General features: G+C 65.8%; 18 protein-coding genes and 2 tRNA genes. 9 read left to right on the top strand and 11 right to left on the bottom strand.

Features of this window, described 5'->3' with window-relative positions:
• Positions 1 to 151: 151 nt before the first annotated feature.
• Positions 152 to 634 carry an HNH endonuclease gene (locus HNP44_RS20920; protein ID WP_374758806.1) on the top strand — a complete coding sequence of 161 codons (483 nt, stop codon included), beginning with the start codon at positions 152 to 154 and terminating at the stop codon, positions 632 to 634.
• Positions 635 to 667: 33 nt separating this feature from the next.
• Positions 668 to 1,093 carry a hypothetical protein gene (locus HNP44_RS18780; protein ID WP_259142919.1) on the top strand — a complete coding sequence of 142 codons (426 nt, stop codon included), beginning with the start codon at positions 668 to 670 and terminating at the stop codon, positions 1,091 to 1,093.
• A 228-nt stretch (positions 1,094 to 1,321) separates the two neighbouring features.
• Here HNP44_RS18780 and HNP44_RS18775 read toward each other — a convergent pair whose 3' ends face one another.
• Positions 1,322 to 2,155 (bottom strand): hypothetical protein, encoded by an 834-nt coding sequence (locus HNP44_RS18775; protein WP_259142917.1) that lies wholly within the window; start codon positions 2,153 to 2,155, stop codon positions 1,322 to 1,324.
• A 421-nt stretch (positions 2,156 to 2,576) separates the two neighbouring features.
• Here HNP44_RS18775 and HNP44_RS18770 point away from each other — a divergent pair, with 421 nt between their 5' ends.
• Complete coding sequence (locus HNP44_RS18770; RefSeq protein ID WP_259142915.1) at positions 2,577 to 3,146, top strand: recombinase family protein; 570 nt, start codon at positions 2,577 to 2,579, stop codon at positions 3,144 to 3,146.
• Between the two features lie 781 nt (positions 3,147 to 3,927).
• Here HNP44_RS18770 and HNP44_RS18765 read toward each other — a convergent pair.
• From HNP44_RS18765 to HNP44_RS18745, 5 genes are all read right to left on the bottom strand, one after another.
• Positions 3,928 to 4,000, bottom strand: a tRNA-Asn gene (locus tag HNP44_RS18765).
• Positions 4,001 to 4,100: 100 nt separating this feature from the next.
• Positions 4,101 to 5,681 (bottom strand): hypothetical protein, encoded by a 1,581-nt coding sequence (locus HNP44_RS18760; protein ID WP_259142912.1) that lies wholly within the window; start codon positions 5,679 to 5,681, stop codon positions 4,101 to 4,103.
• Between the two features lie 146 nt (positions 5,682 to 5,827).
• On the bottom strand, positions 5,828 to 6,655 hold the full coding sequence (locus HNP44_RS18755) for an adenylate/guanylate cyclase domain-containing protein (RefSeq protein WP_259142910.1): 828 nt from the start codon (positions 6,653 to 6,655) through the stop codon (positions 5,828 to 5,830).
• Between the two features lie 30 nt (positions 6,656 to 6,685).
• Positions 6,686 to 6,871 (bottom strand): hypothetical protein, encoded by a 186-nt coding sequence (locus HNP44_RS18750; protein ID WP_259142905.1) that lies wholly within the window; start codon positions 6,869 to 6,871, stop codon positions 6,686 to 6,688.
• A 91-nt stretch (positions 6,872 to 6,962) separates the two neighbouring features.
• Positions 6,963 to 8,840: a carbohydrate-binding domain-containing protein gene (locus tag HNP44_RS18745; RefSeq protein ID WP_259142902.1), complete on the bottom strand. Its 1,878-nt coding sequence runs from the start codon at positions 8,838 to 8,840 to the stop codon at positions 6,963 to 6,965.
• 246 nt (positions 8,841 to 9,086) lie between these two features.
• Between HNP44_RS18745 and HNP44_RS18740 the strand changes: the two genes are divergently transcribed.
• From HNP44_RS18740 to HNP44_RS18725, 4 genes are all read left to right on the top strand, one after another.
• Positions 9,087 to 9,163: transfer RNA gene (locus HNP44_RS18740), tRNA-Ile, on the top strand.
• Between the two features lie 57 nt (positions 9,164 to 9,220).
• Positions 9,221 to 12,277, top strand: coding sequence for a hypothetical protein (locus HNP44_RS18735; protein ID WP_259256921.1), 3,057 nt, complete (start codon positions 9,221 to 9,223; stop codon positions 12,275 to 12,277).
• Positions 12,278 to 12,282: 5 nt separating this feature from the next.
• Positions 12,283 to 12,996 (top strand): hypothetical protein, encoded by a 714-nt coding sequence (locus tag HNP44_RS18730; RefSeq protein ID WP_259142893.1) that lies wholly within the window; start codon positions 12,283 to 12,285, stop codon positions 12,994 to 12,996.
• Between the two features lie 895 nt (positions 12,997 to 13,891).
• Entirely contained in the window at positions 13,892 to 15,406 is a 1,515-nt protein-coding gene (locus HNP44_RS18725; protein WP_259142891.1) for a glyceraldehyde-3-phosphate dehydrogenase, read from the top strand.
• Positions 15,407 to 15,626: 220 nt separating this feature from the next.
• Here the strand turns inward: HNP44_RS18725 and HNP44_RS18720 are convergent, their stop codons facing one another.
• Together HNP44_RS18720 and HNP44_RS18715 are read right to left on the bottom strand one after the other, a co-directional pair.
• Positions 15,627 to 16,172, bottom strand: coding sequence for an immunity 51 family protein (locus tag HNP44_RS18720; protein WP_259142877.1), 546 nt, complete (start codon positions 16,170 to 16,172; stop codon positions 15,627 to 15,629).
• 10 nt (positions 16,173 to 16,182) lie between these two features.
• On the bottom strand, positions 16,183 to 16,926 hold the full coding sequence (locus HNP44_RS18715) for a YggS family pyridoxal phosphate-dependent enzyme (RefSeq protein ID WP_259142875.1): 744 nt from the start codon (positions 16,924 to 16,926) through the stop codon (positions 16,183 to 16,185).
• A 63-nt stretch (positions 16,927 to 16,989) separates the two neighbouring features.
• On the opposite strand from HNP44_RS18715, the gene HNP44_RS18710 reads away from it, so the two are divergent.
• A complete protein-coding gene (locus HNP44_RS18710; RefSeq protein WP_068521248.1) occupies positions 16,990 to 17,232 on the top strand; it encodes a hypothetical protein in 243 nt (80 codons plus the stop codon).
• Between the two features lie 14 nt (positions 17,233 to 17,246).
• Here the strand turns inward: HNP44_RS18710 and dnaG are convergent, their stop codons facing one another.
• From dnaG to HNP44_RS18695, 3 genes are read right to left on the bottom strand one after another with little or no spacing between them, the layout of a single operon-like run.
• Positions 17,247 to 19,178, bottom strand: a complete 1,932-nt coding sequence (gene dnaG, locus HNP44_RS18705; RefSeq protein WP_259142865.1) for a DNA primase — start codon at positions 19,176 to 19,178, stop codon at positions 17,247 to 17,249.
• A 20-nt stretch (positions 19,179 to 19,198) separates the two neighbouring features.
• Positions 19,199 to 20,521: a deoxyguanosinetriphosphate triphosphohydrolase gene (locus HNP44_RS18700; RefSeq protein ID WP_259142864.1), complete on the bottom strand. Its 1,323-nt coding sequence runs from the start codon at positions 20,519 to 20,521 to the stop codon at positions 19,199 to 19,201.
• The gene (locus tag HNP44_RS18695; protein WP_259142862.1) at positions 20,522 to 20,983 is read right to left on the bottom strand and encodes a cold-shock protein; all 462 of its coding nucleotides are present in this window, start codon (positions 20,981 to 20,983) and stop codon (positions 20,522 to 20,524) included.
• A gap of 83 nt (positions 20,984 to 21,066) precedes the next feature.
• Between HNP44_RS18695 and HNP44_RS18690 the strand changes: the two genes are divergently transcribed.
• Positions 21,067 to 21,477 carry a lipoprotein LpqH gene (locus tag HNP44_RS18690; protein ID WP_259142860.1) on the top strand — a complete coding sequence of 137 codons (411 nt, stop codon included), beginning with the start codon at positions 21,067 to 21,069 and terminating at the stop codon, positions 21,475 to 21,477.
• Positions 21,478 to 21,503: the final 26 nt, after the last annotated feature.

The raw sequence follows: 21,503 nt of genomic DNA, 5'->3' as shown, positions 1-21,503 counted from the left end.
GACGACGGCTCCGGTCAAACCCGAGACGACAGTTCCGGTCAAACCCGAGACGACGGCTCCGGTCAAACCCGAGACGACAGTTCCGGTCAAACCCGAGACGACGGCTCCGGTCAAACCCGAGACGACAGTTCCGGTCAAACCCGAGGCCACGGTGCTTCCTGATCGGTCACCTGCACCCGGCAACCCCTGGCCCAAGGTGGACCCATCATTTAATCCCCCGAAGAATGCCCCTGATACTGTGTCGCGGCTCCCCAGCGGTCGACGACCTTCCAATTCCAATTGGGCTGGACACACCTACGACTTCCGAAACACTCCCGAGACCCAACCGGAACTGCTGGAAAAATTTCCTGACGGCGTATATTTCGGAAAGGAGGGCTTTCCAGATTTCGGTCCCTATACGATTAAGACTGTACGACTGGACGGTGAGTTTACCGGCAGACGCGCAGACTACGCACTAGCGGACGCTAAAGCAGGATTTGGCCCCTCGAATCCGCGACCGAAGGGGTACGTGTGGCATCACCACCAAGATCGCCACACAATGCAATTGGTTCGCGAACCTGTTCACGATGGCGCTCGGCATGCTGGTGGAATTGCCTTGAGGCAGGGGCCGAAGGGTTCTGATAGGATTCGGTAGTATAAACATGCGACCGCATACTTGGGAGAGCGGATGAACATAGACGACGAAAAGAGTGATCTCACTCCGTGGACTGCGTCCGAGGTTGCTGACGTCGAGGGCGTTGTTGGTGCACTACCTGCGGCATACAGGAGATTCGTGCTCGAATACGGGCACGGATACTTTACCTCGCAAGGGCTGCCCAGGACGGACGCTGTTGTGGGGAAATTTATTGAACCGATGTTTGTTATGCATAAAACCGGATTTGCGGAGTGGATTCCCGCCTCGTACTACCCTGTTATCGGCGGAACCGGTGGAGGACTCGCAATTGAGAGGGGTACCGGTTGCATATACTTTGCAGACTATGATCTCGGTGCGGAACTGGGGCTCGAAAGTGAATCGAGTGAGGACATCATGTCAAAGTACTCGGATTCTTGGGAAGCACTCGAAGAAGAGATGCGATCGTGGCTTTACGGCTGACTTTGGAGGTGCTGCCGCACTTGTGGCGGAGGTCGCCCTGGCGGAGGATCTCGGAGATTTGGTACTTGGCCGCGACCAACGGGCGAGGCCATCTTCGCGCCGGGATCCAACGCGATCACTGCCATGTCGGTAGGCATGTCGAATCCGGTTCCACCTGTGGCGCTTCTGATTGCCCTTGTGGGCACCGGCACCGAGGTGATCACGGCAGCCAGGTCCGGGAAGAGTCAATCACAGGGCACGTGAATTGGCGCGGACAATCATTTCATTGTCGGCCGCTACGTCCGCTGCGATTGGTGACAGCGGATTCGGGGTGAAGAACCAACCCAGGCGATACAAGTCATCCTCCTCCAGTAGTGGCAATGTCGCAATATCTGGGACCGTTGCTCCTGCGAGGGGCCTCACAAGCGCGCCTGATAGTCGATTGAACCGAAGGAATTTTTGCAGCCAATCTTTTGAGATACTGAGCGCCATTTCATCATCACCGTGGACCCGAGTCGCAATGACTGTAGAGTTACCGAGCGTCCACAAGACCTGCGTGATTCCGTACAGTCGGCCAGGCCTGCTCTCAAACTCACTCTTAAGTGTTGGCCCCACTCCGCTGAAGGCGTGTCGGTGCTCCGGAGCTCCTGTGTGACCTACGAACACACGCCATTCAGGTAGGTCCTCGCCGTTAAACAACCTGATTCCGTCATTGGGTTCAATAGCTTCGGGGTGATCGACGTACGTGCGAAGCAATGCAACCTTCAGCGCCCACCTCCGAAAAGATACAGAGCTGCATTTAGCGGAGTAGGGGGCTAGCAGCCAGGGCTCGACTTCAGAATCAAGATCGTTCATCCACGTGTTGTTACAGGACGCGCAAACACACTTAGCGATAACGGAGAAGAGGTCCTCATCCCGCATCTTCACTAGTTCGTTCACGCCATCGAATCGCACGAATTCGCGACGCCCTTCCACCACAGGAAGAATGTTGATCTTGTGCTTCCATGAACGCCGAAAAATATGCTCCTTCGTGAGTGGCTCATTGCTGCCGCAAAATAGGCAGGTGCCGCTACGCTCAGTCATCCAGCAACTCTAACTCAGCCCCGGGGCACGGGGTCGGTGAAATCCATAAGCAGGAGTGTGCCCGTCCGGCGGGTTCCACCCGGGGAGAAATCTCTTCTGCGGCCAGACACTCGCGAGGACCGTTCAGGGTTTGGAGAGGTGCCAAGCGAGGGGCGGGCGGAGACGAAATCCCTCGGGGCCGAAGGGCGAACAGTTTCATAAGTTAGACCGTCTGCCAATGGGTGACCCAAACAGTCTAACACATCAAGGTCAAGTTTCGTTCCACCCCCTCGCCGGAGTCCTCTGTCAAAAACGACCGTTTTGACAGAGACCGTCGAGGACCTGGACTCCCAGGTGGCGGACTGTCATAAACCGTGTCAAAAATCTTGAGCGCGAACGCGTGTCATAACACCGAGTCGGAGGTTTGTGACACCGTTGAACCATGAACGAACAGACTCGCCGACGGATTGGCTACGCCCGCGTATCCACCGACAAGCAGGACGAGAGCTTGCAGCTTCGCGCACTCGATGCCGCCGGGGTTGACTCGGTCTACGTGGACCACGGTGTCAGCGGTGCTATGGTCTCCCGGCCCCGACTCAACGCCATGCTGACAGATCTCAGGCAGGGCGACACGGTGGTGGTCTACAGCCTGTCTCGGCTGTCCCGTGGGACTGCCCACCTTCTTGAGTTGGCCGACGGGTTCAGCCGGAGCGGCGTGGACCTCGTGTCACTCAACGAGGCCATCGACACCGGTACACCGATGGGACGGTTCACCTACACGGTGTTCGCGGCTCTGACGACCATGGAGCGTGAACAGCTCGCTGAGCGCACCCGGGACGGCCTGGAGGCCGCACGTGCGCGTGGGCAGCGCCTTGGACGCCCTCCGCGCCTCTCCCCCGAACAGATTCGCCACGGTCGCCTTCTGCACGCCGGTGGGGAGCCCTACAAGGTCATCGCTGAGTCCCTCGGATGCAGCGAGTCCACCGCGCGCCGCGCCCTCGCCCGGGAGTGAAGACCTCCTGCTCCGTCCCAGCGATTGACCAGGAGCCGCCTCGCTGGCGCTTGATCCACTTCTCAGCGTCCGAACGGGTCTCAAACGGACCAACGGCCTGTCGTCCGAAGGTGGGCGCGAGGTCCGCGACCGACGCGGCACCTTCGCCGACCGCGTAGAACTCGCGAGGACCGTCCGCGTCCTTCAGGCGAGTGACGGTAGGCATTAGGTACCGATTCCACATCTCGCGCCAGATCAGGAGCCCGACTGCAAAGCACACCCATCCGATTGCGGAGTCGAACGACCGGACCCCTTCCTTCGCCGTCACCGCTGCGATCGTGGCACCTAGGACGAAGGTCATGCTGAACATCACGAGTAGGCGACTAACATGAAGAGGCTTCTGCAGCCCCCAGTCGACAGCCGTTGCCACGGTGATCACGCCCAACGCTGGGACCGAGACCCACCAACGAGGAATCTGGAGTTCGTCCGCAGCCAGTGCGCCGACCACGATGCAAACCAGAGCCAGGGACGAAGCTGCGCGCGCGCACTCCTGCACCACCCAGCGGGTAGTCACCGGGGCCGGGGGCTCATGGCTGAGGCGTCGAACCTCGAGCGCTATAGACAGCAGAAGCGCCGCGACAAAGATGGCGCCGATGAGCTGTGCAACCACGTCGAGGACCCCTCCCCTACCCCAACAGACTCACGTGCGTCCCTGGGCCTTCAACTGCATCGCGGCGGTCCCACTAAGGTCCCGAGCGATTCCAGATACAGAAAAACCCGCAGTGACCTGCGGGCTTCTTTGCTCCCCCAACTGGACTCGAACCAGTAACCCTTCGATTAACAGTCGAATGCTCTGCCAATTGAGCTATGGGGGATTGAACTTTGACCGAGAAGAGACTTTAGCGCATACGCGCTCGGGGAGACCAATCGGCAGGTCAGAGGGCCTGCCGGAGGTCTCCCCGAGGGCGTCGACGATCAGTTACCGGCGGTGCAGGTGCCGGCCTTGACCTGAGCCGGGGTGCACGCGGTCGCCTCGGCACCGGCGGTGACACCGGCGCTCACGGCGGGCTTCTGGGTCGTCTGCGTCCGGGTCGCGGCCTGCGGGGTCGCGGCCGGGGTGGTGGTCGTCGGCTGAGCCTGCGTCGGCGTCTGCGTCGGCTCCTGGGTCTGCGTCTGCGTCTGCGTCGGCTCCTGGGTCTGCGTCTGCGTCGGGGTCGCCGGGCGCTCGGCCGGCTTGGTGGTGGTCGTCGTGGCCGCACCGGCACCGCCGGTCACGGTCGCACCCGCACCACCCGACACCGTCGCACCGGCACCGCCGGGCACCGTGGCACCCGCACCGGCACCCGCACCACCCGTGACGGTGCCGTTGCCCGCACCGGCACCGGCACCGCCGGTGACCGTCGCACCTGCACCGGCGCCGCCCGTGACGGTCGCACCGGCGTTGCCGTCAACCGCGACGCGGTTGCCGTTGTCGGCGCTCGGCTTCGCGACGGTCGCCTCGACCGAAGTGCCGACGGCCGCGTTCAGCGAGGCGGTGGTACCGGCCTGGATCGTCGCGCCCTTGAGCGCGGCGGCGGTCGGAACGGTCACGTTCGCGTCGACGTTGACGTTGCCGGTCACCTTCGCACCGGGCACCGCGGTCACCGGGGCGACCGTCGCCGAGGTCGGCAGCGGAGCCAGAACCGTGCCCGGGAAGACGGGCGCGGTCGTGGTGGTGGTCGTAGTCGTGGTGGTGGTGGTCGTGTAGATCGGGGCCACGACGCGAGCCTGGTCACGGACGGCGATCACGCGACCGGGCGTGACGGCCCACACCGGGTAGTACGGCTGGTCGTACGCCGGGTTGACGCGGCGGTACGGGTTGTTGCCCAGGTTGAGGCTGATCGACACCGAGATGATCGGCTGCGGCTTCGGCTTGGACCAGCTCGGGGGGTAGACCCAGAAGACCGGCACGTCGACCTTGAAGTCGGCGGAGAACCACGGCTGCGGGTAGTCCGGGCGCTGCCACGGACGCGGCTGGCTCGGGGTCCACGGCTTCACGCCGAGCTGGCGGCCGTAGAGGGTGTAGCAGGTCTGGGTCTGGACCTCGGTGCTCACGCTGCCACCGGGGGTGGTCGACGTCTGCTTCCACGAGCCGGTCTCGCAGATCTGCTGGTAGATCGCGATCTCCTGCGGCGTGTAGTTCCACGGCCTGTAGTTCGCCGGGCGCACCATCGGAGCGGGCGGGGCGGGCTGCGGCGCCGGGCGCACACCGGGGATGGAGGGCGCCGGCGGGTAGTAGACGGTGGTGTTGTTCGACGTCGACGTGATCGTGCCCTGCGGCAGGCCGGAGTTGGCCACGGCCTGCGCGGCGACGGTGTTGCCCACCATCGTGACGTCCTTGGGCGGCACGGCGATGCCGTCGGTCTGGAAGGCGCCCGGGTTCGCGGTGAACTGGTCACCCGTGACGGGCGAGAAAGCGACGGGGCTGTCACCCTCGGTCGACTTGCCGCATCCGGCGAGGAGGCCCGCGGCGGCCACGACGGCGAACGACGCCGCTCCGATCTTCTTCGTATTCATCTGGTTCCCATCCTTGGAAATGGAGACGGGGCACGAAGGCCGCCGCTGAACTGTAGGACTCAAGTCACACGCTCTATAGGGACCGTGCCACCGTTCGTTACAGCCCGGGCCAGGTATTTCGGGAAGTTCAGGGGAATCCCGGAGGTTCAGTACAGCGGGCGCACAGAGAAGACGTGGAGCTGTTGGGGCGCGCCCTTGGCCTTGAATCGGCGCGGTCGCACCTGGTAGCGGGCCCTATCAGCGATGGTGAAGACGGTCTCCGAGGCCAGCACTTCACCGCCGTTCGCCGCCTCCGCGACCCGCGCTGCGATGTTCACGTCGACACCGACGAGGTCGCCCTTGACCCGCCGCGGAGTGCCGGTGTGCAGGCCCGCACGCAATGTCGGCCGGTACCCCTCTGCCACCGCGATCGCCCCGACGGCCTCGATCACCTCGTACGCCGCCTCGATCGCTGTGACGCCGTCGAAGGCGACGAGGGCACCGTCGCCCATGGTTTTGACCACGACGCCGCCGTGCCTGCCGACGATCTCCTGGGTGGTCCGGTTCACGGCGTGCAGCAGCCGCACGATCTCGTCGTCCGTGCGATCAAGGGCCCACGTCGAGAACGCCACGAGATCGGTGAAAAGGATGGTGATGGGTTTCGGCGGCAGGTAATCGCGGTCACGGCGGCTGATCACGGCCTGCCATGTGGCGGTGGCAAGGTTTCCGAGCTCACGCGTCACTGTCGGCTCGTCGCCGACGATGCGGTCGACCAGTCTCGCGAGTCGCTCGGTCGACTCCGCGTCGGGCTGAAACAGGTCTTTCTTGGGCCCGCCGGGCAGGTTCTCCCGCGCCGCGCGCACGAGGCCGGTCATCGCCGCACTGCGGTTCGCCCGATGGGCGGCCTCCGCACCCCTGGCCAGTAGCTTCCTCCCCTTGCGGGGCGCGCCATCGGCACCGTCGTCGTCGGGCAGCTGGCGTGCTTCGTCGGCCATGCGACCGAGACTATCCGGGTACGCCCGCAGCTACGACGGTGCCCAGCGTCCACCCTGCGCGCCATACCGCGCCGCGCACACGTAGACGTCCAGTTCCGCAGCCGAGTTGAGCACCGTCTTGATGACGCGCCACAGCCCCCGCGCGGCCCGCCGGCCCGCGGGCGGACGGATCCCCAGGTTGAACTCACCGCTGCGCACGTCGTAGTGATCGAGCACTCCGACCCCCTCGTTCGATTCGAGTGACCTGAGCCACACGGTAGGCCGCATTCTCTCGCGGCGGGAGGAATCGGCGCACGACGCGCTGGACTCACCGCTGCTGGTTGCAGCCCGGATCATCGGCGCGGTCGAGGTAGACGTCCGTCGACGACATCGTGGGCGTGAGGAACCGGAAGTGCTGGATCAGCGCATCCGGCAATCCCTGAGGCGGCTGGGCGTACGTCGTGCCGTCGTAGGTGCTGCGCGCGTACAAGGCGAAGACGTCACCATGGTCGGCGTTGAAGCCGCCGTATACCTGCAGGGCGCGGGCGACCATGAGCTGGAAGGGCGACAGCCCGAACGCGGTGAGATCAAGGCTGGGGTCGAGCTGGAGGCGCGTCCCCTGCGGTACGCCGTCCATCGCCGAGCCATCAGACCGCGTGCCCGGGTACACGTAGTTGGGCGAGTTGCCCGGCATCGCGTACCGCAGTGCGTGGTCGATCACGCCCGCCTGCACGTCCTGCGGCGTGATCATCCCGGCGAGATAGGACAGATCTCCGCCCGAGTGACTCGGCCCCGCAGTGTGCCCCCCGGATCCGGTGTACACGCGGTAGCTCGCGGCCGCGTTCGCGGTCCGGCTCCATTGATTGAAGGCCTGGAACTCGTAGAGGCAACCGGTGGCGTCGTCGATGACCGCGAGGTGCGCGTCGCTGTCCTGGGTAGCTCGGTACGTCGACAGGAACGGGATCGAAAGCCGGCGATTGGTGTTGGCCACCAGGATGTCGGTGGTCGGCGTCCCGGGCGGCGCGTTGTAGACCGTGGTCGTCCAGTCCCGGCTGTTCATCGAGATGCCATTGCTGCTCGCGTTCACCGCGGCGACCCACCTGGGGCTCCGCGGGTCGACGGCGGCGTTGGGCGGCACGGGCTGGTTCCAGAAGGAATCGGCGGCGAAGTAGTTTCCGTTGTTCGACGGTGCGCTCGGAGTCGCCCGGGAGAACGAGGTGCCGAAGTGTGCGATCCCCGCGGTGTTGAGGTAGGTCGCGCGCACTCGGTGCTGTCCCGCGGACACCGTGCGCGGGATGTTGGTCGTGCCCCATTGGGGGGCCGCCCTGTCGATGACGAGTGCGTCATCGAGCCAGACGCGTGCGCCGACGTTGCCGAGCGTCGCCGACACGATGTAGGTGGCGGTCTCAGGGAAGGTGAGGACGCCGTTGTAGTCGACCGAGAAGTTGTCGGCGTTGACGCCGGCGAGCGGCGGGCCGGTGAAGGAACCGCCGGGGGCGTTCTCGCACTGCACCGCGACCGGGTTCCCGGTCGCCGAGGGGTTGTTGAAGTACCGGGCCTGGAACTGGTTGACCGGGCAGCCGGTCGGCGGGACCGTCGTGGTCGTCGTCGTGGGCACTGTGGTGGTCGGGACTGTCGTCGTGGGCACGGTCGTCGTCGGGACCGTCGTGGTCGGCACCGTGGTCGTGGGCACCGTGGTCGTCGGAGTCGGGGTGGGCGTGGGCGTCGGGGTCACAGCACCGTCGCGAACCGCCACACTCGCGATGTACAGGTTCCGATCGCAGAACCACCACCGGTAGTCGTTGGTGAATTCCAGGGTCGCGGGACTTGAGCCCGTCTGCGCACCGAGCCCGACGGAGTAGGTGTTCCACCCCGACGCGAGGGTGAGCGTGGCGAGGGTGACGCCTGCGCGCTTGACCGTCATCACGGGCGCCCCGCGACAGATCTCGCCGCGAGCGCGGACCTCCAGCTTCCCGCCGGCGTTCGCCGTGACGACAGGGATCGAGACGCCGCCGTTGCTCCAGAGCTTCATGACGGTGCCGGCGCGCCAGTCGGAGACCTGGCCGCCGGCGCCGGACGGGGTCACGGTCATGCCCGAGGGGCCGACGGTCGTGTCGGCGCTCGCCGTCGCGGCCAGGCAGGTCGCGGTCAGGGCCGCGACGAGCGCGGCGATCGTGATGCGGAAGGACCAGTTTCTCCTGGCCATGGCGGACTCCTCGGGGTGCTCGCTGTCTTGAAGCATCGTCGGAAGTCACTGAGTCACACCAGTCACATCCGCCCATTGAAGAGCATTGAACCACAATTGCAACAGCGGTAACACCGGAATGCACCACCGACTGCGCCTGCAACCCCGGGCCGATGCTGACACCAATGTCACGCAGTGCTACTGTATCGGCGCTGGTCAGGCCTGTAATCGTCGAGACATCTCGCAGTGATCGGGACAACCAGTTCGGGGGCAGTAGCTCAGTCGGTTAGAGCCGCGGACTCATAATCCGCTGGTCGTGGGTTCGAGCCCCACCTGCCCCACCAAGCTGACCTGCACGAGCCGCCCGGCTCGGCAGCTTCGCGAGGTTCGGATTCGGCCTCGTGGTTGCGAATTGGTTGCCTTCGGCCTCCGAAGTACTTTCGGGGCTTCTTCGCGCGCGGGACCAGGCCAGCGGCAGCCTCGTGCGTGCGTGGTCGGGGCTGGCGAAGAATGTGACCAGTCCTGCGGCTGGGGTAGGACGGTTTGCGGCGTCGGCTACCCCGGAGGAGATTCTCGCTGATCCTGTGGCCGCGGCGGGTTCGGCGTCGACGCATGCGCCTGTGGCGGTGCCGTTCGTCGGCTGGGCCTACGGAATCGTCGAAGCCCTCTCCAAACCCGGCGAACTCGCCCGCGAAGGTGCACGCGAATCCTTGGAGAAGAGCCTGGACGAGGCGACCGCGAGGAATCTGGAAGCGGGTGCGGCGGTCGCGAACACCGGCGAAGTGCAGGTGACCACCTCGGATGTGGATGTGCACGCCGACAACGGCGGATACATCACCTTCACCCTCCCTGACCTCGAAGGCGGAGAGCCCAAAGCCTGGTACATCATGGCGACCCCTGACAGTCCTGGTCACTTCACCGCTCAGGTGCCCACAGGTCCTGACGAGGAATTGGTCGAGCGGGCGGACGGGGCTGTTTTCCTGACCAACACCCGCACGGGTGAGACGGTACGGACGACCAAAACTCCGTGGGCGAAAGACGCACTGGGGCGGGAGCAACCCACGTGGTACAGCATCGAGAAGATTGACGAAACTACCTCGACGGTCACGCAGCATATTCAGCCGAACAAGGGCGCATTGTATCCGCTGATCGCAGATGGTCCCGATAACGGCAACGGCGCTGATGGTAAGCCAATCACGGTGCAGCGATTGCCCAATGGGCAAGAGATCGTCCACGAGAATGGTGTTGATAGCGTCATCGGCAATCCCAAGCCGGGTGAGGAGCGTGCTGCTGCGCCCGCTCCGAGGGTTGCGCCGAGTCAGACCAATACGCCCCAGACTTCAACCGCCGACAACGGCAACGGGACTACCACAGTCACCACCACGGATCATTCGGGGAAAACGAGCACGAGGGTCGCCCCGACGACCGAGGTGGACAACGCACTCGGGCAGCGCGCGGAGAACGAGCGCCAGCGGCAGCAAGACATCAACTCGCGGCTTCGGGGCCCGTGGCATCCCGCGCCCGCGCAGGACACGACGCAGGCGGAGTCACGCGACACACCGTCGACTAGCGCACCTGTTGACACGAGCTGGCGCAGTGTCACCAACCCGAACGCCGTGGCCCACGACCTCGCCAACACCGCTCTGCATGGCAGCGTCGCCGCACCTGCGACCAGCACAAGTTCAGGCACAAGTTCGGGTATCGAGTACGGCAAACCCGATGCCGGTCAGGAAGCGATCGACGCAGCGAACCGCATCAACTCGTGGGCGGTGCCCGCTCGGGAGAAGCTGCAACAGGAAATCGCCGCGAAGTCCGCTGAGCTACAGGCGGTGAAGGATCGCCCCATCGACTACTCCAAGGGGACAATCAGCATGCCGTACCCGGTGAATGCTGATCCGATTCCAATGGATGTGGCCAAGAAGATGGCGGACTCACAAACACTGGAACAGCAGCTCGCCGCACTCGTCCAGCGGTACCTGTCGATTCCCGTTGTCGATGTCACCAAAGCGATTACCCAGATCCTCCCGAACGGATCACGCAGCTACACCGCCCCACTGATCGGTGCCGACGGCAAAGCGGCTTCCTCCACCAAGGGCGAAGCGGTCCAGGTCGAGTTCGGCGGAGCCCGCAGCGGTCCGACCAATAACCTCGTCGGCAACGACGGCGCGTACATCCGAGGAACCTCCGTCCAGACCGAACACTGGGCGGACACCGGCAAGATCACCTCCCGCAACATCGACCCAGGCTCAGTGCAAGACCTCAGCTTCGAAACATCGATGACGATCCTCGACATCGTGGGCATCGCCGCTGGGGTCCCCGAAGCAGGACGCATCATCAGCGGACTCACACGCGGAGCCGCATCGAGAATCGGCACACGCCTCGGCGAAGGCGCAGCCGTCCAAGACGCCCGTGCGGTAACAGACCTCCCCAAACCCGACGCCGCTGCCGCGAAGGTCACCACCGCCGGTGAACCCCCTGTCGGAACTGCCCCGAAAACCGCCGACACACCACACGGCACACCTGCCCCGCCCGCTACCACCGGACCAGCAGACAGGCTCGGCGCGGAAGCAACCGCACCCACCAAACCCGCAGCACCGACCTCGCCCGCACCCGGACCGAACTACAAACCCTTCACCACCAGCCCCGCAGCCGAAGCCGCCGGAGCCGCCGCGAAGGTATCCGACACACCGAAGATCACCCCAACAACAGCCGCGACCCCCGAAAAGATCACCACCGACGCGGCGAGGACGATCGACACGCCCACCACCGGGGACAAGACCTTCACCACGATGCCCACAGCGGAGAAGGCGGGCGGGGACGCAGCGAAGACAGCTGAGGGACCGAGTAGCACCCTCGGGCGTGAAGTCAGCCACGGATCAGGCACGGCGCAGCACGATCCAGTTGTCTCGCCGCCACTTGACCTAAAGCCCCGACCGATAGCGCGCACGATCAACAAACTCGACGAGGCTATGGCTGGGTATCGTGCAGGAAGCCTAAGTTCCTCCGAGCTTGGTCGGATCTTCCACAGCATTAGTCCGAACTTCGGGCGGCGCGGAGCCGATGAGGTCTTGCAAGGACTGAGCCGACCACGGATCGGAGACGCAAACCCGGCTGTGCCAGGCGGTAGAATTAAACAGCGGCCGGGTGCTCAGCCAGGAGTGTCCCACGTATCTCCAGATCACGTTATCCCCATCGCAAAGATGATTGAGATGAAGGGCTTCGATCAGCTAACGGGACGGCAGGTATACGATCTCCTCAACTGGAGAGGCAACCTACAATGGCTAGACTCTGCGGAGAACGGCGTCAAGATGTCTCGATCCGCTGGACAGATGGCGGGAAGGTGGTCCTCTGATTTCATACGCCAGCAAATAGCGCTCGAATCCCGACTGAGGAGGCAGATACCTGATATTATCGAAGAAATGTTGCGAATCAATAAATCTGCCGCCAAGGGAGGCTAGCGTCGATGAATATTTCTGACCACCTCGCGATATCTCCTCTGCAGTTTTCTTTACGGGTTGCCGACAGCGCCGTCGGGTATCGAGAATTGGGGATTGGCGAGAGTGATATAAGGGCGGGGTTGCATAAGGACGCATTGATTGGTCGGCTTATGGAGCGCATGGAGTCAAGATATCCGAGAACCGCTGCGCTAGTCGGCGGTGCATTGGATGCGGCGATCATGGTCAATGAGGCAAGCGGGACTCCAGTCGCATGCTACCTGTTGTGCCCCGAGGCTGACTACGATGCCGATACCGCGCAGGTGTGGGTAGGGGGGCTACCCACACTGAGACCGGAGCTGAGTCTATTGCAAGGCGTGCCTGACGATATTGTTAATTTTGCCCAGCAAGTCCACGATGGATTTCTATGGAGTGGTGAGGGTTCAGGTCCATTTAGTTTGTCCACAGGGCTTCTGAGCCTCTCGATGTATACCGGCGGTGTTGATCCAAATTGGTTGGCAGATGAAGTGAACATGGGTGCGAAGGACTTGAATGTTGCGATGAGCAATATTGACTCCAGTGTTTACTACTGCTGGAAGAGTGGTGGCGAGTTGCTCGAGAATACGGAGATGATCGTGGTCGACATGTATGGCGATGATCAGCACATACGAATTGGCGGAAGCTTCGAAGAAGAGGCTGACACTCTGATGAGTTCTTCTATGGTTGGAGACCTGATTTGGTAACGCTCCACGGGTAGTAGTGTCTGCGAGAGCGTGTGGAGCCCAACGCCGGGAAGACCTTACGATCGACAGGAGCAGAAGCGTGACCGACGACACTGCGCTCGGAGAGATTGCCTACAGTGAGCCGGGAGGCTGAGAGGGCACGTACATTTTACCCTTTGTTGGACGCTGCTGTCGCAACGGCCGCGGCAACCGGCGCGCGAGGCAGTGACCGATCACTACTGCTCCATGTCTGACGGTGCGACTTCTTGATGAGCAGCCAAGGGCACCGCCGTTTCATGCCCGGCCAATCCCGCGGGCGATGTGTTCAACAGCCTTCACGAGCCGCCGCCTCTCACCGGCCTCGCCACTCGTTGACGGGTAAGCACCCGACTGCTTCCGCAACAGAGCCATCGACAGCTCAAAGGTGTCGTGGTATTTCCGCTTCCGGTCGTCCTCGTACTTCAAGGTGACAAAAAAGCTGTCGGGAACGGGCTCGTCGTTGTTGCATCGAGTCGAGCTTCATCGGAAGACCATAGCGGCAGCTCCGCGCGCGCAGTAGAGATTCCAGGCAAAGGACGCGCGCGTGGTTGCAACGTGGTCACGGGATGCGGAGCACGGCCCGCCGTCGCGTCGGACAGTCGCCCCAGCAACACCCTTCGCCACCTGCAATAACACGGATTCCTATGCGTCCTCTGGATTCTCAAGCACGGACGGATCCTGACTCATAGTCCGCTGGTCGTGGGTTCGAGCCCCACCTGCCCCACACCTCCCGCCCCCGCGGATAGTCGATGGAATCTCCGCGACATCCCCGACCCAACGCCGACTGTGACCAGGCATTCCGGAGCCGACTGTGTGCCCACTCTCACCATCGCCCCGGTGGCTCGCGGCACGGTCAGGGCACTGCATAATGATGGACGTGACGCAACAGCTGGAGCCCGAGTCCCCGTCGAACTCCGCGACTGCCGATGGGCATCGCGGCGCGTACGACAGCCACCGCGACGCCTGGGTCGCCCGTGAGGAGCAGGCCGAACGCCTGATCCCCATCATCGGCCGGCTCTACCGCCAGCACGGCGTGGTGTCATCGATCCACGGACACCGCCTGATCAACCTCTCCACCTCCGCAGTGATCTCGGCGCACGAGCGCGCCGAGGAGCTCGGCCACCAGGCCCTCACGCTGGCGCAGACGGAGAAGGTGTTGCGCGGCCTGCTGGAGATCGCCCCCGAGCCCGCGTCGATCGACATCGCGCGCCTGGCCGTGCTCGCCGCGGACCTCGAGTCCGACGAGGCCGTGCAGGAGCTCCTGCGCGCCGAGATCGCCAAGCGCAACGTTCCGGTCTCCGACGGTGACGGCGCCGACGTCGTGCTGTACGGCTTCGGTCGCATCGGACGTCTGCTGGCCCGCATCCTCATCAGCCACGCCGGCAACGGCCACGGCCTGCGCCTGCGCGCGATCGTGGTGCGCCGCAGCGTCAAGAACGACCTGGAGAAGCGCGCCAGCCTGCTGGCCCGCGACTCGGTGCACGGGCCCTTCGCCGGCTCGGTCTCGATCGACGCCGAGAACGACGTGATCATCGCCAACGGCACGCGCATCCAGGTGATCTACTCGGACGACCCGTCGACCATCGACTACACCGCGTACGGCATCAAGGACGCGCTGATCGTCGACAACACCGGCAAGTGGCGCGACGAGGAGGGCCTCGGCCTGCACCTCAAGAGCACGGGCGCCAAGCGCGTGTTGCTCACCGCGCCGGGCAAGGCGCCGCTGAAGAACATCGTGCACGGCATCAACGACAGCACGATCGAGGACGCCGACAACATCCTCTCCGCCGCGTCGTGCACCACGAACGCGATCACCCCGGTGCTCGCGGCCTTGGACGAGGCGTACGGCATCCAGCGTGGCCACGTCGAGACCGTGCACTCGTTCACCAACGATCAGAACCTGATCGACAACCTCCACAAGGGCGACCGCCGCGGCCGCTCGGCGGTGCTCAACATGGTGATCACCGAGACGGGTGCCGCGAAGGCCGTCTCGAAGGCGCTGCCGCAGCTCGAGGGCAAGCTCACCGGCTCGTCCATCCGCGTCCCCACCCCGGATGTCTCGCTGGCGATCCTCAACATCACCCTCGAGAAGCCGACCAGCAAGGAGGAGGTCAACGATTACCTCCGCCGCGTCTCGCTGCATTCGAAGCTGCGTCAGCAGGTCGACTACATCGAGTCGCCCGAAGTCGTATCGACCGACTTCGTGGGCTCGCACCGCGCCGGCATCGTCGACGGTCTCGCGACCATCGCCGACGGCAAGGACCTCGTGCTCTACGTCTGGTACGACAACGAGTACGGCTACTCCTGCCAGGTGGTCCGCGTGCTCGAGCGCATGTCCGGCGTGCACCCGGTGGTGATCCCGGCCCGCGCCGACGTCCGCGTCGAGGCCTAGGAACCGAATCCGTCACCGCCCCGGTGGAAGCCGTTGCTTCCAGCGGGGCGGCGTCGTTTCACGAGCAGTCGCAGCACCCGTCGCCGCAGCAGCAGTCCCCGTCGCAGCAGCAGTCGCCTGCGTTCTCGCCCGTGTCGACCGATCGCCTGCCCAGCTTCGTCTTCGCCTTCTGTGAACTCGCCGTAGGCGCGCCCGAGCTCTCCGACGATTCCCTCCCGGGTCAGTCGTCGAAGACGAAGCCGTCGGCCTCCGCAGCGGCGACCACCTCGCGCACGCGCGCGGGATCGGTCGCGATCCGGGCCATCTCCGAGCCCAGGATCACCAGCGTCTCCTTGTCGACGCTCCGGGCGGCGAACATCCCCGCCTCGCTGTCGAAGTCGATCACCGTGAGCATCCGCTCCGGCAGGATCCGCTCGGCGACACCCTGCCAGAAGTAGCCGTTCGGCTCGTGTCCGAGCGCGACGACGGCACCGTCGGACGGGGTGCCGCCGGCCACGAGGATCAGCGAGTACTCGCCCGGAACCGATTCGACCAGCTGCAGAGGCGCGATCCCGCCAGCGCGGCCGCCGCCGCGATTGGCGATCACCCTCCGCAGGCCGCGCCAGGCCGCGAGCACGGCGACGGAGCCGAACAGGATCGCGGGGTACTTCACCCACGGGTTAAGCGGATCGAGCAGCCAGAACAGCAGGCCGAGCGCGACGACGACCGCCAGGAGCTCGGCGATGTCGGCGACGGTGAACTGGCGGTCCTCGTCATCGGTCAGCACGAGGGGAAGGTTACTGCCCCTCGGGCCAGTAGTGGCTGTCGGGCAGCGCCCGCGAGCCGAAGATCGCCTGGCCCACCCGCACGCAGGTCGAGCCCTCCTCCACGGCGATCTCGTAGTCCCCGGACATCCCCATCGACAGCTCGACGGCTTCGGGCCAGTCCTGCACGGCCCGGTCTCGGACCTCCCGGAGCCGGCGGAAGCAGGCGCGCACCCGCTCCTCGTCAGAGGAGAACTCCGCGAGGGTCATGAAGCCGCGCACCCGCAACGACGCGAAGACGGGGAGTTCCGCGAGGAAGGCCGGCACTTCGGCGGGCGGCAGCCCGTACTTCTGCTCCTCGTCCGACGTGTTGACCTGCACGTAGACGTCAAGGCCGCGGCCCAGGGTCTGCAGCCGGCGGTCGAGCGCTTCCGCGACGCGCACGCTGTCGAGGGCCTGGAATTCGGCGGCGACGGCGGCGACGTCCTTCGCCTTGTTGGTCTGCAGGTGGCCGATCACGGCCCAGGAGACGTCCAGGTCGGCCATCTCCGCGCTCTTGCGCTTGGCCTCCTGCGGCTTGTTCTCCCCCAGCTCCCGGCAGCCCGCGGCAACGGCGAGCCGCAGCCGCTCCTGCGGCACCGTCTTGCTGACGGGGAGCAGCCGCACGTCCGACGGTGACCTCCCCGCCCGGGCAGCCGCGGCGTCGATGCGGCGCATCACGTCGGCGATGCCGGCCTCGAACTCGGCGACGGTCTGGGCGGGCGGGTACGAGCTCATGGATCGAGCCTATCGGCCGGGGACCGCCCGCCGGTGCGGGGCCGCGGCCGGTACAGTGGCGGCATGATGCGACTGGTTATCGCCGCAGGTGCCGGCTACGTGCTGGGCACCAAGGCCGGACGCCGCCGGTACGAGCAGATCAACCGCACCGCGAAGGCCATCGCCACCAGCCCGGCGACGAAGAAGGCCGTGGAGATCGGGCGCCGCAAGCTCGCCGAGCAGCTCAACCCCGATCCGAAGATGCGCACGATGCGCGAGATCGACGCCCAGACGGTGATCTACTCCCCCAAGACCGACCTGGACTAGAAGGCCGACGCGGACTAGAACGCCGAGTCGCCGACGGCCATCTTGAGCAAGCTCTGCCGGTAGCTTTCGAGCGCGACGAGGTCGCCGAACAGCCGGTTGTAATCACCGTCGGAATTGGGCGACATGCGGCGCAGCTTCGACTTGAGGTCGGCCACCTGCGCCCCGACCCACACCTCCTGCAGCCGCGCCATCACGGACTCGACGTACCGCGGCGACGGGTCGCCCGCAACCTGCATCGGCTCCACCGCGAGCTCGGTGACCAGCGGCTCCAGTACGGGCCCGTCGACGTGGCGCACCACCGTGTCCACCCACTCCGGACCGCCGAGGCCCGCCGCGATGCCGCCCGCGGACTCGATGGCCAGCCGCACCTGGCGGTACGCGGGGTCGGTGAACATGTCGTCGGAGAGCGCGTCGAAGACCATGCCCGCGAGTGCGGGTACCTGCAGCGCGGCCTTGAGTACCTCGCGCTGCACCCAGAGCACGGGGTCGGCCGGGTTGGGCCGTTGCGGCCCCGTCGGTCGGGCCTCGGGCACCGGGGCGGCCGGCGCGGCCTCGCGGATCCGGTTGTTCGACGGTGCCGGCGCGCCCGGACCGGGACGCCCTTCCCCGCGGCGGATCCGGGCGGACTCCTCGCGCACGCGGCGCAGCACCTGCGTCATGTCCTCCCAGCCGACCCAGCCTGCGAGCTGCCGGGCGTACTCGTCCCTCAGCGCCATGTCCTTGATCCGCGCGACGACGGGCACTGAGCGGCGTAGCGCGTGCACGCGCCCCTCGGCTGTGTCGAGGTCGAACTCCTGGATAAGCGTCTTCACGGCGAACTCGAACATGGGAACGCGCTGCGCGATGAGGTCCCGCACGGCCTCGTCGCCGCGCTTCTGCCGCAGCTCGCATGGGTCCATGCCGTCGGGCGCGACGGCGACGAAGGTCTGCCCGGCGATCTTCTGGTCGCCGTCGAAGGCCTTCATCGCGGCGGCGCGGCCGGCGGCGTCGCCGTCGAAGGTGTAGATCACCTCGCCGCGGAAGTAACTGTCGTCCATCATGAGCCGCCGCACGAGGGAGACGTGATCCTCGCCGAAGGCGGTGCCACAGGACGCGACGGCGGTCTCCACGCCGGCGGAGTGCATGGCCATGACGTCGGTGTAGCCCTCGACGACTACCACCTGGTGCCCCTTGGCGATGTGCTTCTTCGCGTGGTCGAGACCGAACAGCACCTGGGACTTCTTGTAGAGGATCGTCTCCGGTGTGTTCATGTACTTGCCGAGGTTGTCGTCGTCGAAGAGCTTGCGGGCGCCGAAGCCGATCACGTCGCCGCCGAGATTCCTGATGGGCCACAGCAGCCGACGGTGGAACCGGTCGATCGGGCCGCGCTGGCCCTGCTTCGACAGGCCCGCCGCCTCGAGCTCCTTGACGTCGAAGCCCTGCCGCAGTAGTGCCTTCGTCATCGTGTCCCAGCCCGACGGGGCATAGCCGCAGCCGTAGAACTGGGCGTCCTCCTCGGTGAACTCGCGCTCGGTGAGGTAGGTCCGGGCGATTTCCGCCTCCGGGGTGCGCAGTTGCTCGGCGTAGAACTTCTGTGCAGCCGCGTTGGCCGCGACGAGCCGCATGCGGGTGCCGCGGTCCTGCTTGGGTCCGGGTGCCCCGCCCTCGTAGGAGATCTGGATGCCCACCTTGTCGGCGAGCTGCTCGACGGCCTCCACGAAGGGCACGTGCTCGATCTTCTGTAGGAAGGAGATGACGTCACCGCCCTCGCCGCAGCCGAAGCAGTGGAAGAAGCCCTGCGTGGGGCGCACGTGGAAGCTCGGGGTCTTCTCGTCGTGGAACGGGCACAGGCCCTTCATCGACCCCACGCCGGCGGGGCGGAGCGCCACGTACTCGCCGACCACGTCCTCGATGCGCGCACGGTCGCGGATCGCCGCGATGTCACGCTCCGGGATTCTGCCGACCACGAGTTCGAGTGTACTGCCGCTCAGCCCTCGAGGACCTTCTGGTCCAGCCGCTCCAGGCGCGTCTCCGTCATCGACGCGATCTGGTCGACCACGACGCGCAGGCGCACGGCGTCGGAGTCCGCGGCCAGATAGGCCGGGGAGTACAGCGGATCGATGTTCGACGGTGACGCGCCCATCAGGTAGTCGGCCACGCGCAGGATCCGGTCGCGCTGCCCCTGCTGGATGGCCAGGTGCATCTGGTTCGAGTAGATGTACTGCAGCGCCATCGTTTTCAGCAGGATCACCTCGGCACGTACGGACGGCGGTACCTCGACGTCGGCTTCGTAGCGGCACACCGGCTCGTTGCCCGTGGCGGCCCGGGTCGCGTCGATCGCGGCGGAGGCGAAGCGGCCCACCAGCTCACTCGTCATCCGCTTGAGCGCCACCGAGGAGGTGAGGCCACCGTCGTACTTCGCGGCCGCGGCGACCACCTCGAAGGAAGCGAGTCGGGCGCCGGCCTCCTCCAGCTCGGCGGCCTCCACGCCGCGGAAGCTGCTCGCGCCGAAGCCGGAGAGGCTGCGCACCTCCGCGAGCGACGAGAGGGCGCGCAGGTCGAGGCGGCCCGAGAGAACACCGTCCTCCACGTCGTGCACGGAGTAGGCGACGTCGTCGGACCAGTCCATGATCTGCGATTCGAGGCACTGCCGGGTGCCGTGCGGGCCGTTCTCGCCGCCGCGCATCCAATCCAGGACGTACGCGTCGTCGTCGTAGACGCCGAACTTGCCGCCGGGCTCGCGGCGCAGCCACGGGTACTTGGTCGCCGCGTCGAGCGCGGCACGGGTGAGGTTGAGGCCGGCCGACTCCCCCGCGGCGTTCACCACCTTGGGCTCAAGCCGGGTGAGGATGCGCAGGTTCTGCGCGTTGCCCTCGAAGCCGCCGATGCTCGACGCGACCTCGTCGAGAGCGCGCTCGCCGTTGTGCCCATAGGGCGGGTGCCCGATGTCGTGGGCGAGGCCCGCGAGGTCCACGAGGTCGGGATCACAGCCGATACCGAGGGCGATGCCGCGGCCGATCTGGCTGACCTCCAGGGAGTGGGTGAGCCGGGTGCGGGGCGTATCGCCCTCGCGCGGGCCGACGACCTGCGTCTTGTCGGCGAGGCGGCGCAACGCAGCGCTGTGCAGCACGCGCGCGCGGTCCCTCGCGAAGGCGGAGCTGTGCCCCTCCCACCGCAGAGCCTCCCACTGCGGGCCCGAGAAGAGCGTGGGCTCCGTATCCGCTTCGAGCCCCGCCGTTTTGGGCTGCTCGGCGACGAGGCGTTCGACGTCGGCCGGCTGGTACGCGGCCGGCCCGGGCAGCAGCGGCACCTACTCGGTGACCCAGCCGCGCGCGAAGGCGAAGTCCGCGATCCGCTGGCGGATCGCGATGATCTGGCCGGCGGTCAGATCGTCCGAGGAGTCGAGCAGCAGCTCCGTGAGCTCGTCGACGAAGGACTGCATGTCGAGCGCGCCGGCGGCCGCGCGCGGCGCGGCGTCCCGACGGGGCGCCTGCTCGCGTCGGTCACCACGGTCACCACGGGAATCGCGATTGTCCCGGTTGTCGCGACGGGGCGCGGCGGCGGGGGCACCACCGACGACGGCGACGTTCACGGCCTTGAGTCCCTTGTCGCCCTTCTCCACCTCGAACGTCACCGCAGTACCCGGTCGGAGCGCCGACTCGTCGAAATCGATGTCGTTCACGTGGAGGAAGACGTCCTCGCCCCCCGCGTCCGGCGCGAGGAAACCGAAGCCGCGCTGCGTGTCGAAATGGACCACCTTGCCGTTCGTCATGCGTCGAGTATCCCATAGTGAGACGGTGCGGCCGGTTGGTGCGGCGCGTCGGACCTGCCGCGATCCCCCGGTACGGTGATCGCATGAAGAAAGCGGCAGTCGCCCTCGCGGGCTGCACCCTGGTGGCGCTCGCGGCGTGCACCTCCCCCAACACCGACTCCAGCACCGTGGTCGAGATCGACGGGAAGGCCGAGAGCGCGGCCGAGTACGTCAACGCCGGCTGCTCGCGCAACGGCGACAGCATCACCGTGGGCTCGGGCAGCGTGCAGACCGCGCGTGGCGTCGGCGCCATGCTCACCGAGGGCAACCCGCCCACGGTGAACAGCCTGTTCATCGCTACCGGCGGCAACGTGATGACGGTGTTGAACACGCCCGTGGGGAAGGTCGGCTCGGCCAAGGCCTCGAAGGCCGGCAACCGGTACACGATCACCGGCGAGGCCCGCGCCGCGGACCTGAGCACCAAGAAGTTCCGCGTCGAGATCACCTGCGGCTGATATGCGTCCGCCCGTCCGGTGTCGCG

The sequence above is a fragment of the Tsukamurella ocularis genome (assembly GCF_024807615.1).
Classification (GTDB): Bacteria; Actinomycetota; Actinomycetes; order Mycobacteriales; family Mycobacteriaceae; genus Tsukamurella; species Tsukamurella ocularis.
This window is presented reverse-complemented; position numbering and strand designations above follow the sequence as displayed.